Source organism: Geminocystis sp. (assembly GCF_041753295.1).
In the GTDB taxonomy this organism is placed as follows: domain Bacteria; phylum Cyanobacteriota; class Cyanobacteriia; order Cyanobacteriales; family Cyanobacteriaceae; genus Geminocystis.
In genome coordinates this window covers 13,031-25,680 of sequence record NZ_JBGSUU010000018.1, presented here as the reverse complement: position 1 = coordinate 25,680, position 12,650 = coordinate 13,031, and the positions used below count along the sequence as shown (strand labels likewise).

General features: G+C 32.6%; 12 protein-coding genes. 6 read left to right on the top strand and 6 right to left on the bottom strand.

Translation table 11 applies throughout. The features are described from left to right. Positions 1 to 36 precede the first annotated feature (36 nt). Complete coding sequence (locus ACEW8E_RS01370) at positions 37 to 1,449, bottom strand: DUF1800 domain-containing protein (RefSeq protein WP_373478546.1); 1,413 nt, start codon at positions 1,447 to 1,449, stop codon at positions 37 to 39. Between the two features lie 233 nt (positions 1,450 to 1,682). On the opposite strand from ACEW8E_RS01370, the gene ACEW8E_RS01365 reads away from it, so the two are divergent. From ACEW8E_RS01365 to ACEW8E_RS01340, 6 genes are all read left to right on the top strand, one after another. Next, a complete protein-coding gene (locus ACEW8E_RS01365; RefSeq protein WP_373478545.1) occupies positions 1,683 to 2,624 on the top strand; it encodes a spermidine synthase in 942 nt (313 codons plus the stop codon). 410 nt (positions 2,625 to 3,034) lie between these two features. Continuing rightward, positions 3,035 to 3,223, top strand: coding sequence for a photosystem II reaction center protein PsbZ (gene psbZ / locus ACEW8E_RS01360; RefSeq protein WP_373478544.1), 189 nt, complete (start codon positions 3,035 to 3,037; stop codon positions 3,221 to 3,223). Between the two features lie 110 nt (positions 3,224 to 3,333). Continuing rightward, a complete protein-coding gene (gene ribH / locus ACEW8E_RS01355) occupies positions 3,334 to 3,813 on the top strand; it encodes a 6,7-dimethyl-8-ribityllumazine synthase (RefSeq protein ID WP_373478543.1) in 480 nt (159 codons plus the stop codon). A gap of 82 nt (positions 3,814 to 3,895) precedes the next feature. After that, positions 3,896 to 4,237 carry a phage holin family protein gene (locus tag ACEW8E_RS01350; RefSeq protein ID WP_373478542.1) on the top strand — a complete coding sequence of 114 codons (342 nt, stop codon included), beginning with the start codon at positions 3,896 to 3,898 and terminating at the stop codon, positions 4,235 to 4,237. Between the two features lie 165 nt (positions 4,238 to 4,402). Then, positions 4,403 to 6,178: an ABC transporter ATP-binding protein gene (locus ACEW8E_RS01345; protein WP_373478541.1), complete on the top strand. Its 1,776-nt coding sequence runs from the start codon at positions 4,403 to 4,405 to the stop codon at positions 6,176 to 6,178. 131 nt (positions 6,179 to 6,309) lie between these two features. Further along, positions 6,310 to 7,188, top strand: coding sequence for a hypothetical protein (locus ACEW8E_RS01340; RefSeq protein ID WP_373478540.1), 879 nt, complete (start codon positions 6,310 to 6,312; stop codon positions 7,186 to 7,188). A 109-nt stretch (positions 7,189 to 7,297) separates the two neighbouring features. Here the strand turns inward: ACEW8E_RS01340 and ACEW8E_RS01335 are convergent, their stop codons facing one another. From ACEW8E_RS01335 to ACEW8E_RS01315, 5 genes are all read right to left on the bottom strand, one after another. Further along, entirely contained in the window at positions 7,298 to 8,401 is a 1,104-nt protein-coding gene (locus tag ACEW8E_RS01335) for an AI-2E family transporter (RefSeq protein WP_373478539.1), read from the bottom strand. Between the two features lie 96 nt (positions 8,402 to 8,497). Then, entirely contained in the window at positions 8,498 to 8,812 is a 315-nt protein-coding gene (locus tag ACEW8E_RS01330) for a hypothetical protein (RefSeq protein ID WP_373478538.1), read from the bottom strand. 40 nt (positions 8,813 to 8,852) lie between these two features. After that, a complete protein-coding gene (locus tag ACEW8E_RS01325; RefSeq protein ID WP_373478537.1) occupies positions 8,853 to 9,404 on the bottom strand; it encodes a hypothetical protein in 552 nt (183 codons plus the stop codon). A gap of 255 nt (positions 9,405 to 9,659) precedes the next feature. After that, on the bottom strand, positions 9,660 to 10,586 hold the full coding sequence (locus ACEW8E_RS01320; protein ID WP_373478536.1) for a hypothetical protein: 927 nt from the start codon (positions 10,584 to 10,586) through the stop codon (positions 9,660 to 9,662). Between the two features lie 315 nt (positions 10,587 to 10,901). Then, positions 10,902 to 12,554 (bottom strand): acetolactate synthase large subunit, encoded by a 1,653-nt coding sequence (locus ACEW8E_RS01315; protein WP_373478575.1) that lies wholly within the window; start codon positions 12,552 to 12,554, stop codon positions 10,902 to 10,904. Between the last annotated feature and the right edge of the window lie 96 nt (positions 12,555 to 12,650).

Here is a 12,650-nt window from a genome sequence, read left to right as displayed (position 1 = left end):
ATTATTTTTTATTACTATTATTAAATTATAAATTTATTATTTAAACATCATTTCAGGACTTCCAAAAATTAAGGCAGATTGCCATTTTTGATCACTATTTTTTACAGTTTGTATAGTTTTTGGGGTGAAAAAATTAGTAAACGTTTTGAGTAATTCCCTAGAATTAATTTGCTCATTATTATTCAATTTTCCTTGCGCAACAGTGGTGGCAAAATTTAATCTTTTAATCATGGCATCTGGACTTAACCAAACTTCTTTAGTATTTTTATAGCCATCAGGAGAAATATAATTATAAGGAAGCATCTGTAAATCTCTTAATTGTCTAATCATCATATTAGTCGGTGGTTGTGAGATATTTGCCATACGCAAAACAGAAATTACATATTGATAAGGGGTTTTAAATTTATTACCGTAATATTTAGTATCCCAAAATTCCTCACTTTCAAATAATTTCCCTAAGACAATTTTGATATTTCCTTCACTATCCACAAAGGTTTTAGCTAATTTTTTTATCAGGCTATTTGGTGGTGTATCACTAACAAAAAATTGTGCAAGTTTATAACTAATATGATTGGCAGTGGCAGGATGATAAGCTAAAATATCTAATGCTTGACTAACTTCTTCTATGCCTGATCCTTTTATAGTATGACCTAAAAACTTTTTATCATCATAATCATGGAGTTTTTCATTGAAATAAAATCCATTATCACTTTGAGGTGTGTTGACATTCATTATGCCCCATCCTGTCAAAATACGGGCTAAACTAATAACATCATTTTGAGTATAACCGCCGTCAACGCCGAGGGTATGAAGTTCCATTAGTTCTCTAGCGTAATTTTCATTTAAACCTTTCTTTGACTTTTGCTTATTACTGCGGGGATTAACATTTTGCCAGTTGTCTAAATAATACAACATAGAAGGATGTTGAGCCGTTGCCGCTAATAAATCTCTAAATTTTCCTAAAACATGAGGTTGTATTGCTTTTTGTTCGTAATTAGTAATTAAAATTTGTTGCAAATCACGCATTTTATAGACAAAAACATTGAAGTGATTAAACCAAAAATCCGTCATTACTTCTTCTAATTGATGAGGATTATTGATTGACTTATCAATTTTAAATTCTAATGTATCCGTAAAAAATTTTCTTCTTTTTTGATTTAATTGCTTTTTTTCCTCCTCAGAGAAAGATTTTTTTTTGCCATTTTGAAAAAGAATATATTGACTATTATAATTTTTAAAAAGTTCCGCAACATTCATATTTAACTTTTGATATTTACTCACTTTAAAAGTTTGAGAAGTATTTATATCAATATTTTTAGGGTTTAACTGTTCTTTAATATAAGAATTAATACCCATTTTATTAATTTTATCAATATCTTTTTCACTCATACCAAAACTAAGTCGGTTAGAAATATGAAAAATGTCTTTTGGAGAAGATAAAGAAGTCATTTTATTCAGTTATATAAACAGGAATAAGTTTGTTATAACATAAATATAAAATTTTGAAGAGTTAACAATCTTAAATTTAATATCTAACATCCATAGTAACCTGAGTAAACTATAAAATTATCGATGGCACAAGGGGCAAGGGGATTAAATCTGAAATCTAATAATAAATTGACTAAAAAGATAGTTTTGTGTTACTATAAAAGTTTGCTCTAAAATCAGGAGAATAATAAGATATGGCTGGATCTCAATTAAATGCAGATGTATGGATTAGCGAATACATTACCCCTTATGATATGTATGTTCACGGTGTAACTAGCATTCTCGCCCACAAAAAAACACCTTATCAAGAAATGTATATTGTGGAAAGTGGCGCTTATGGTAAAGCATTAGTCTTAGATGGTAAATGGCAATCTTGCACTGGGGATGAATTTTTATACCATGAAGCATTAGTACATCCAGCTATGGTTAATCACCCCAATCCCGAAAATGTTTTGATTTTAGGCGGTGGAGAAGGTGCAACCACTAGAGAAGTTTTCCGTTGGAATGGTGTTAAAAAAGCCATGATGGTGGACATTGATGGCGACGTAGTCGAAGCCTGTCGTGAACATTTACCAGAAATGCACCAAGGTTCTTTTGATGATCCTCGTTTAGAATTAATTATCGGTGATGCTTTCAATGTTTTAGATACCACTGAACCTAAATGGGATATTATCATTTCTGATTTATCTGATCCTATCGAAGAAGGCCCTTCTTTTCAACTTTTCACCAAAGAATATTTCTCTCAGTTAAAGCAGGTTTTAAGAGAAAACGGCATTGTTGTAATACAAGCAGGTCCTATCGCTCCCGCAAATCTTCATATTCATGGACGTTTAGTAAATACCCTTAAAGCGGTGTTTAGTAATGTTCATGCTTATTTTGCCCCAACTTGTACTTATGGTTCAGCATGGGGCTTTGCCATCGCCTCTGAATCAACATTTGACACCATACCCAACCCAGAAAAAACTGATCGTTTATTAGAACAAAAAACCAGTAATGATTTTCGCTCTTTTGATGGTATTAGCCTCTTAGGAATGTTACAAACTCCGGGTTATGTCAGACAATGTATTGAAAAAGAAACAGAAGTTTATACCACCACCAAACCACCCAAATTTTTCGGTAAAGGTGTAAATAATTAAGTAAATAGGAGTTAGGAGTTAGGGAGTTAGGAGTTAGGGAGTTAGGAGTTAGGAGTTAGGGAGATAGGGAGTTAGGGAGTTAGGGAGTTAGGGAGTTAGGGAGATAGGGAGATAGGGAGTTAGGGAGATAGGGAGATAGGGAGATAGGGAGATAGGGAGATAGGGAGATAGGGAGATAGGGAGATAGGGAGATAGGGAGATAGGGAGATAGGGAGATAGGAGAAATACTGACAAATATCTAAGTGTTGTCAAAAAATTAGTGAATATTTAAACCAACAATTTATTAATCAAAGTGGGACAAATTAGCATAAACTTATTTAATAAAGTTTAGTAAAAAGCTCATATCTGTACTATAAAAAAGTATAAGAGCGTCAATAAAACAATATATATATATCAGGAGATTTAAAACAATGTCAATATTATTTCAATTACTTTTAACCGCCTTAGTATTTTTCTCTTTTGTGATGATCGTATATGTACCTGTTGCTTATGCGTCTCCTCAAAACTGGGAACAGTCTAAACCATTACTCTATTTAGGTTCTGGCTTATGGATTGTTTTAGTAATAGCTGTGGCTGTATTAAATTTTTTCGTGGTTTAAAAGAACTTTTTGTTAACAAATATTAAGACTCTATTTTGAGATTTACTAGGTGGGCAAAAGTGAATCATAGATAATAAGTATTTTTGCTCACCAAATTATTAGGAGAATCCATGACAGTTTTTGAAGGAAATTTTAATCAAGATATATCAAGTTTGCGTTTTGCCTTAGTTATTGGGCGTTTTAATGATTTAATTACGAATAAAATATTAGCAGGTTGTCAAGATTGTTTAAAAAGACACGGTGTTGATGTGAATCCTGAAGGTAATCAAGTTGACTATGCTTGGGTACCCGGTAGTTTTGAAATACCATTAGTTGCTCGTAAATTGGCTTTAACCGCTCGTTATGACGCTATTATCTGTTTAGGTGCAGTAATTAAAGGGGATACTCCTCATTTTGATTATGTATGTAATGAAGCAGCTAAAGGCATTGCCACCGTCGGTTTACAAACAGGAGTGCCGATTATTTTTGGTATTTTAACTACTGATACCATGCAACAAGCCTTAGAAAGAGCGGGAATAAAAAGTAATCACGGTTGGGGTTATGCTATGAATGCTTTAGAAATGGCTACTCTGATGAAACAAATTAATTAAAAATTATAATTGATTTATCAAAGGAAAAGAAATTTCTGTTAACTTATTATTATCACTTTTAGATAGAAAAATAAATATAGTTATGATGCAATTTCTGGTTACGCTAATTGTTACTGCTATCTCCATGATTGTCGCTTCAAGAATAATACCCGGTATTGTTATTAGCACTACTTCTGCCGCTTTTATTGGTGCTTTTGTTTTTGGATTAGTAAACGCTATTATTAAGCCAATTTTAATCTTATTTACCCTTCCTGCTACAATTCTTACCCTAGGCTTATTCTTATTCGTTATTAATGCTATTTGCTTTTATTTAGTAGCTTATTTCACCCCTAATTTTTCCGTTAATAATTTTATTGATGCCCTTTTAGGCTCAATTTTAGTCTCTATTGTTTCTAGTTTTTTAAGTAATTTTCTCGGTAAATAATTAGAAGTTTTTTCTTTTTCATCGTATTTTTATAAGGGGGGGAGTCAGTTATCAGCTTAAATCAAGCTAGGATAATTAATTCATAATTAATAATTAAAGATTCTTCTAACTCCCGATTTCCTTTCTATCTCCCCATTTCTTTTCTAACTCCTAACTCCTCATTAAATGTCTCCTTTATCCCGTTTACTGAAATATTCTCATAAATATCAAACCTCTATTTATCAAGCTGTAACCTGTTCAGTTTTAAATAAGTTATTCGATTTAGCACCTCCAGTATTAATTGGTGCGGCGGTAGATGTAGTGGTAAATCGTCAAGATTCAGTAATTGCTAAATTTGGTGGTGTAACTAGCGTATTTGGACAATTATTAGTTTTAACTATTTATTCGGCCATAGTTTGGAGTTTAGAATCAGTTTTTGAGTACGCTTATCAGCGATTATGGCGTAATTTAGCCCAAAATATCCAACATGATTTACGACTTAATGCTTATCGTCATATTCAAAATTTGGAGTTAGAATACTTTGAGAATAATAGCACTGGGCGACTTTTAGCTATTCTTAATGATGATATTAACCAGCTAGAAAGATTTTTAGATGTTGGTGCTAATGAAATTTTACAGATTCTTACTACTGTTATTGTCATCAGTTTAACCTTTTTTGTCCTCACTCCTAATACGGCATGGATGACGGTTATACCTATTCCGATTATTATTTGGGGTGCCATCGCATTTCAAAAGTTATTAACTCCCTATTATGCTGAAGTTAGGGAAAAAGTAAGTTTACTTAACAGTCGTCTAGCTAATAACTTGACGGGAATTACCACTATTAAAAGTTTTACCACAGAACAATATGAAATTGAGCGAGTAAGAAAAGATAGTATAGCATATTTACAAAGTAATCAAAAAGCGATCGCCTTAAGTGCCGCATTTATTCCTTTAATTCGTATTGTTATCTTAGCTGGATTTGTGGGAATTTTACTTTATGGCGGTTTAGAAGTTGAAAAAGGAAACTTAGCCGTTGGTACTTATAGCGTGTTAGTATTTATGACTCAAAGACTACTTTGGCCTTTAACAGGATTAGGGCAAACTCTCGATTTATATCAACGGGCGATGGCTTCTACCTCAAGGGTTATGGATGTTTTAGATACTCCCATGACAATTCATTCGGGAGATTTGCCTTTAACTTTAGATACGGTGAAAGGGGAAATCCAATTTAATCATATTAGTTTTGCTTACTTTGAAAGAGAGCCAGTGCTTCAAGATTTTAACTTGACAATTCCTGCTACTTCCACCGTTGCCATTGTAGGTTCGACAGGTTCAGGAAAAAGTACTATAGTTAAGTTATTATTGCGTTTTTATGAGATTCAGTCGGGTAATATTATTCTTGACGGCATTAATCTTAAAGATATTGTTTTATATGACTTACGACGTGCCATTGGTTTAGTCAGTCAAGATGTGTTCTTATTTCATGGTAGCGTCAGAGAAAATATTGCTTACGGAAATTCTGATGCTAAAGACGATGATATTATTCACGCCGCCAAAATGGCAGAAGCTCATGAATTTATTATTGAATTACCCCAAGGTTATGATACCATTGTCGGGGAAAGAGGGCAAAAACTTTCAGGAGGGCAACGACAAAGACTTTCTATTGCTAGGGCAATTCTTAAAAATCCTCCTATTTTAATTCTCGATGAGGCTACTTCTGCGGTAGATAATGAAACTGAAGCGGCCATCGCTAAATCTTTAAAACATATTACGGAAAACCGTACAACTATAATGATAGCCCATCGACTTTCTACCATTCGCCACGCAGATTGTATTTATGTGGTAGAAAAAGGTAAAATTGTCGAGTTTGGTAATCATGAAGAGTTAATCGACAAACAAGGCATTTATGAAAATTTATGGCGTGTGCAAACAGGAAACACTTTAGTAATTAGTAATTAGGAGATAGGAGTTAGGAGGTAATAATTTATTTTTAATGGTATTTTCCCCAGCACAAAGCCTATTTTTTTGGGAAACAAATTTAAAATTCTTGCGTCAAAATAGTAAATTATTTATTTTGAAAGGAAAAATTTATGTTTAAATCTACTCAATTAAAAAATAAAACTAGCAAAAAAATTGTTGCTTTAACTCTTTCTTTTTCTACTATTTTAAGTCTTGCACCAATTAATCCTTTATTAGCTAAATCTAATCCTGAATCTCGTTATAATTCTTCTCAATCCTCTTCCATTTTAATTGCTGATAAAGATAAACAAAATTATCAAAGTCCTAACCGTAATTATTATAATCGTCCTTCTAACAATAATAACTCTAACTGGAATAATAATAACAATAACTCTAACTGGAATAATAATAACAATAATTCTAACTGGAATAATAATAATAACAATAACTCTAATATCAACAATTCTAACAATCCGAATCAATCATCAAACATTGCTTTAAATAGTGGTACAGTTATTGCGACTACTTTACCTTCTGCTAATAAAATTTTAGTTACCAAAGAAGAAACCATGGCTTTAGCTTTAGTGGTAAAAAATGATGTTAGAGATAATTCTAATCAAATAATTATTCCAGCAGGTAGCCAAATTATCGGCGAAATTCGCCCTGCAGGGCAAGGTTCGAGGTTTTTCGCTAAAACTCTAATTTTACGCAATGGCAATGAGTATCCTCTTAATGCAACTTCTCGTATTGTCACTCGTACTGAAACTATATCCGATGGTAAAAATACCGATGCAATTTGGCAAGGTGCTTTAGCAGGAGCGGCCGCTGGTACTCTTTTAGGTGGTATTACAGGAGATAAGGCGATCGCCACAGAAGAAGTATTAGGAGGGGCTGGTTTTGGAGCATTAGCAGGTTTATTATTAGGTGGAAATCGTAATAAAGAATTAATTTCTATCAATCCAGAGCAAGATCTTCAACTTACTCTAACATCTAATTTTAGAAGTAATTAATATTTAATATTAAGTATAATTAAAGCTAATTTGTAGGGTGGACAATGCCTAAAAAAAAATCAGTAATTTAGTGTAATTGTTATTTTATTTTGAGGGAAAATCACTATATTTATTCATTTTCATCTGGGGAAATAATAGAGTTTTCTAAAACTATTTCCGATTCGTTAGAAATAGTAAAAGATGGGTTTAATTGATCAAGTAAATCATCAAAAAGTTTTTTAATAACACTAGCTAAAGGTACAGCTAAAAATAAACCTAATAAACCGCCAAGTTTTGCACCAATAAACAAGGAAATAATTAACCAAATAGGATTTAAACCAATAACTTCTCCCATAAAACGAGGTGCAACAACATTATCAGTAATTTGGTCAATAATAGTAGCAAAAACAAAAAATAAGAGTGCTAATTGACCATTTTTAAAAAGTAACAATAAAGTACCTAAAATAGTCACAATACCCCCAACAAAAGGCACTAAACTAGCGATGCCGATGCCAAAAGCGAATAAAATTGCTGATGGTACTCCTAAGTAAACGAAAATAATTCCTCTAGCAATACTAGCAAATCCCACTAAAATTAAACGACTAAAAAAATAATCCTTAAATGTTTGACTTAAATAATGTGGTATTTTATGATTCCAAGGTTTAGGAAACCAACTAAAAATTCCTTGCCAAAATCTATCACCACCTAACAATAAAAAGATGGTTAAAATAAGAATAAATAAAACATTAAAAACACTATTAATAGTAGTTAATAATATCGTTAAAGTTTGAGTTCCAACAGTTTTAAGGATGTTAGCAATTTTGCCAGTTATTTCTTCAAGAATAGAATGAATATCAATAGAAAATCTCTTAAAAATAGGTAAATCTGAAGATAAATATTGATTAGCTTGATCAATCCATGTTGGTGCATTAATTAATAAATCATCTAGCTGTTGAATCAAAATAGGAATTAAAATAAAACTAATACTAACTAAAATAATTACAGCAGATAATAAAACTAAAATAATGGCTAATCCTCTTTTTAAACCTTTTTGAATTAGTAATTCAATTAATAGTTCAAGTAAAAAAGCGATAATAGTAGCAATAATTAAAAAACTAATTAATGGTTGGAGATAGTTAATTAATAAAGCAAATAAAACCCCATTAAGACATAATAAAGGAAAAATAAAACTTAAACGTAACCAACGAGGAAGCTGAGATATTTTTTCTAACATAAATGATAATAATAGTTGATTATATCATACTCAGATCTTGCATTTTATTTAAAATAAATCAGAAATAAAGCAAGAAGAATTGGAGAAGTTTAATTTTTATCTTCCTCCTTGTCTGAGTCTTAAGCCTTCTTGAAAACCACGATCATAATCAATAGAGTTACGAGGATTATCGTATCTTAAACCATTAATACCATCTTGACGACCTCTAAAAAACTCTGCATCAGGGCTTACAGGGCGGTATCTTTCTTCTGCTGCCCTTTGATTATTACGAATAATCGCACTTGTGCCGACTCCTGCACCGACTCCTAACATGAAGTTACCGAAATTAGCTTGAGCGGGTTTAACAAAAGTACTAAAATTACTCATAAAAATAGTACTGGCAAGGATTAAAGTTAGTTTGATTGATTTCATGAATTTAGGTTAGGACTAAAAATTTTGTTATAGTTAATAATTATGGACGCTCTTGTAACCAGCCTTTTACTTCGACATTAATAATTTTAGGCTCATTGTCGATTAAGGCAAAATGAATTTTATCGGTACTTACACTAAGATATTTTTTACCATCTTCGGTAACTATATCAGTACCTTGAACTCTAGTCACCGATGCCATTTGACCATCTTCAGTTATTTTTATATTACTATAGGAGTTAATATCAGTTTCGTTTTTTAAGGTAGCAAAACTATTTTTTAAGAAATTTTCATGACTTTTTTTCCCCTGTAAAGAAGTTATTATCGTCCTATTATCTGATTCTACCGTTACCGTTGAGATAACATAAGGTGATAAATAATCGAGAATGGGTTGGAGATTTTTTTCTTTTTCCGCCTTTTCAATGGTTGTCATTATAGCGGTTAAATTTTCTTCTGTTAATTGATTAACATTTTGTGCGGTGATAATGGGTTGAGAGTTATTGAAAGATTGTGCTTTAGCAATGATGGGTAAACCGATAATATTACTAGAAATAAAACTAGATATACATAAGTTAATTAAATGATTTTTTTTCACTGTTTTAATTATTTTTTAGTAATAAACTTTTAGACAGAATTATATTATAGATTTGATTTTTAGAGTCAAATATTTCTATTAATTAATCACATCTTTTAATAGACCTCTTGCAAAATAAAAGTAAAATCTATTTTAGGATGGAAAACGTTAATTTCTTAACTCATTACTCATTACTCATTACTTATTACTTATTACTTATTACTTATTACTTATTACTTATTACTTATTACTCATTACTCCACTTCTGCAAGAAGTCTAATGTTTACTTTTCCACGTTTGTATCACAACTAAAATTAAAGCCACAATTAAAGGCACAAAAAAATAAACCAGACGATAAGCAATTAATCCTCCTAACATTTCGGGGGCGGCAATAGCATCAGGACGTAAGTATAACATAACGGTTTCAAAAACTCCTAATCCACCCGGCACATTACTAATAAATCCTGCGGTTAAGGCAACAATATAAACACCGAAAAAACCAATAAAAGATAAATGGGTATGAATTGGTAACAACAAATAAAGTACACTAGCGGCTAATCCCCAATCAAAAGCTGTAACAAGAATACTTCCTAGGGAGATGATAGGTTTAGGAAAAGTTATTTCATCATCACCAAATTTTAAAGAATGTTTAATGGTGACACTAGCAATGAAATAGAGAATGACGAATCCTAAAAAAATAAATCCTAAAGGATGAATAGATTTAAAGGGAAGTTTGATAACTGCTGGTAAAGTTAAAGGATCTAATAAACAAACAATACCACTAACGCTGAATAATCCTAACCAAAAAGTTACATGAGTAAAAACGATTAATTCTGCAATTTTTATTTTCGAGATACCCCATAAACCATAATAATGATAGCGAATAGCAGTACCTGAAAAAGCAGTAAAACCAACAGTATTTCCTACCGCATAACTAATAAAGGCAGTAAAAGCAATTTTAAAGGATGCTAATTTTTGTCGAATATGAATAAATCCGAGTAAATCATAACCCGTCATTAATCCGTATCCTAATATTGTTATCAGTAATGCAGTTATTTTATGCCAACGAGGAATATTGTTGAGATACAACCATACTGACTCTATACTATATTTTTTCAACTCGGAGGTGATGGCGATAATGGAAACCGAGAATAAAATTAAGATAAAAAGAATTGGTATTAATTGACGGATTTTTTGCCTCATAAAATTTTAAAAAAACTGACTCTTCTACAGTAGTTATGATAAATTTCAGATAAAATAAACGTTATAAAGTTGGCACTATAAGGATTATAAGAATTAACAATTAAATTTGTTATAGATTGACAGTTTGTATTAAACCTGACACCTGATACCTGATACCTGATACCTGATACCTGATACCTGACACCTGACACCTTTTTCAAGGAAAAATTTATCACGAACAGAAGTAACAGAGCCAAAAAACTTTGCTTTTATATCCCCAAAACTACTTTATTTTGCCTCTAAATCCCCAAAATTGGGGACTTTTTTTTATTTTTTCTATTCCCAAATCGGGCAACTTAAATCTCCTGATTTACGGGAGAAACGGATATTTTCTCGATAATCCACGGGGCAATCGATTACGGTGGGAACATCTTGTTCTAGTGCTTCTTTAAGGGTGGGAATTAAATCATCAGCAGAAGTAACTCTATAGCCTTTTAAACCCATACTTTCTGCAAATTTGACAAAATCAGGGTTAGTAAAGTCCACATAGCTTGTAGAGCCAAATTGATTCATTTGCTTCCATCCAATTAAACCGTAACCGTTATCATTAAAAATAAGTGTTACAAAAGGGGTTTTTACTCTCAAGGCGGTTTCTAATTCTTGACAATTCATCATGAAACCTCCATCTCCAGTTACCGCTACTACTTTTTTATTAGGATTAACTAATTTAGCAGCCAACGCTCCCGGAATTGCAATACCCATAGCGGCAAAACCATTGGAAATGATACAAGTATTAGGAGATTCACAGTGATAATGTCTCGCCATCCACATTTTATGAGCTCCAACATCGGAAATTACTATATCCTCACTACCCATTACCTGCCTTAAATCATAAACAATTTTTTGCGGTTTGACGGGGAAGCCTTCATCATGAGCATATTGTTCGTAATCTTCTCGAATTTCATTGCGTAAGGAAACGGCAAAAGGTGTTGCTTTACCCGTGCGATCGCATCTTTTGAGAATTTCGTCTAAAGAATCAGCAATATCACCAATTACCTCCACCGTAGGAATATAACTACTATCAATTTCCGCAGAATTAGCGCCAATATGAATAATAGGAGTTGTGCCGTCAGGATTCCAACGTTTAGGGGAATACTCAATTAAATCATAACCCACAGCAATAATTAAATCAGTTTCCTCAAAAGCACAAGTAATAAAATCTCTTTGTTGTAGCCCTACAGTCCATAATGAGAGAGGATGAATGTAAGGAATAGCGCCTTTACCCATAAAAGTATTCGCCACAGGAATATTTAAACGGGTAGCAAAATCTGTAAGAATATCGGCGGCATGAGCTCGAATTGTACCATTTCCTGCTAATATTAAAGGGTTTTTTGCTTTGGCGATGGCTAAAGATGCAGCATTTACACTACGATAAGAAGCATAGATTTTCTCTCGATTATCAATACGCAAAGGTTTACCTTCTACAGGCATCGCTGCAATATTTTCTGGTAAGTCAATATGTACTGCCCCCGGTTTCTCTTTTTCTGCCACTTTAAAAGCCTTACGCACAACTTCAGGGGTAATGCCAGGGCGGACAATTTGTTTATTCCACTTGGTGACGGGGGCAAACATAGCGACTAAATCGAGATATTGATGGGATTCAATGTGCATTCTATCCGTGCCAACTTGTCCTGTTATAGCCACAAGAGGTGCACCATCTAAATTAGCATCGGCAACTCCCGTCATTAAATTTGTAGCACCTGGTCCTAGGGTAGAAAGACAAACTCCTGCTTTTCCTGTCAAACGCCCATAAACATCAGCCATAAAAGCCGCACCCTGTTCATGACGAGTAGTGATAAACTGAATAGAAGAGTTTTTTAAAGCCTCTAAAATGTGTAAATTTTCCTCCCCGGGTAAGCCAAAAATATATTCCACTCCCTCATTTTCCAAACATTTAATTAGTAATTCTGCTGTATTCATTTCCCCTATGATTTTCCCCTAATTTTTTTGCTTATGTTAATTGTTGTTGCTATATCCTTAAAAAAAGCGATGAATTAAATCGCCAAGATTGAGAATTTGTATCAT

What these genes read in the sequence shown, in the direction of transcription:
- ACEW8E_RS01370 (WP_373478546.1), bottom strand. Translation starts at nt 1,449, where the DNA reads ATGACTTCTTTATCTTCTCCAAAAGACATTTTTCATATTTCTAACCGA.
- ACEW8E_RS01365 (WP_373478545.1), top strand. Translation starts at nt 1,683, where the DNA reads ATGGCTGGATCTCAATTAAATGCAGATGTATGGATTAGCGAATACATT.
- psbZ (WP_373478544.1), top strand. Translation starts at nt 3,035, where the DNA reads ATGTCAATATTATTTCAATTACTTTTAACCGCCTTAGTATTTTTCTCT.
- ribH (WP_373478543.1), top strand. Translation starts at nt 3,334, where the DNA reads ATGACAGTTTTTGAAGGAAATTTTAATCAAGATATATCAAGTTTGCGT.
- ACEW8E_RS01350 (WP_373478542.1), top strand. Translation starts at nt 3,896, where the DNA reads ATGATGCAATTTCTGGTTACGCTAATTGTTACTGCTATCTCCATGATT.
- ACEW8E_RS01345 (WP_373478541.1), top strand. Translation starts at nt 4,403, where the DNA reads ATGTCTCCTTTATCCCGTTTACTGAAATATTCTCATAAATATCAAACC.
- ACEW8E_RS01340 (WP_373478540.1), top strand. Translation starts at nt 6,310, where the DNA reads ATGTTTAAATCTACTCAATTAAAAAATAAAACTAGCAAAAAAATTGTT.
- ACEW8E_RS01335 (WP_373478539.1), bottom strand. Translation starts at nt 8,401, where the DNA reads ATGTTAGAAAAAATATCTCAGCTTCCTCGTTGGTTACGTTTAAGTTTT.
- ACEW8E_RS01330 (WP_373478538.1), bottom strand. Translation starts at nt 8,812, where the DNA reads ATGAAATCAATCAAACTAACTTTAATCCTTGCCAGTACTATTTTTATG.
- ACEW8E_RS01320 (WP_373478536.1), bottom strand. Translation starts at nt 10,586, where the DNA reads ATGAGGCAAAAAATCCGTCAATTAATACCAATTCTTTTTATCTTAATT.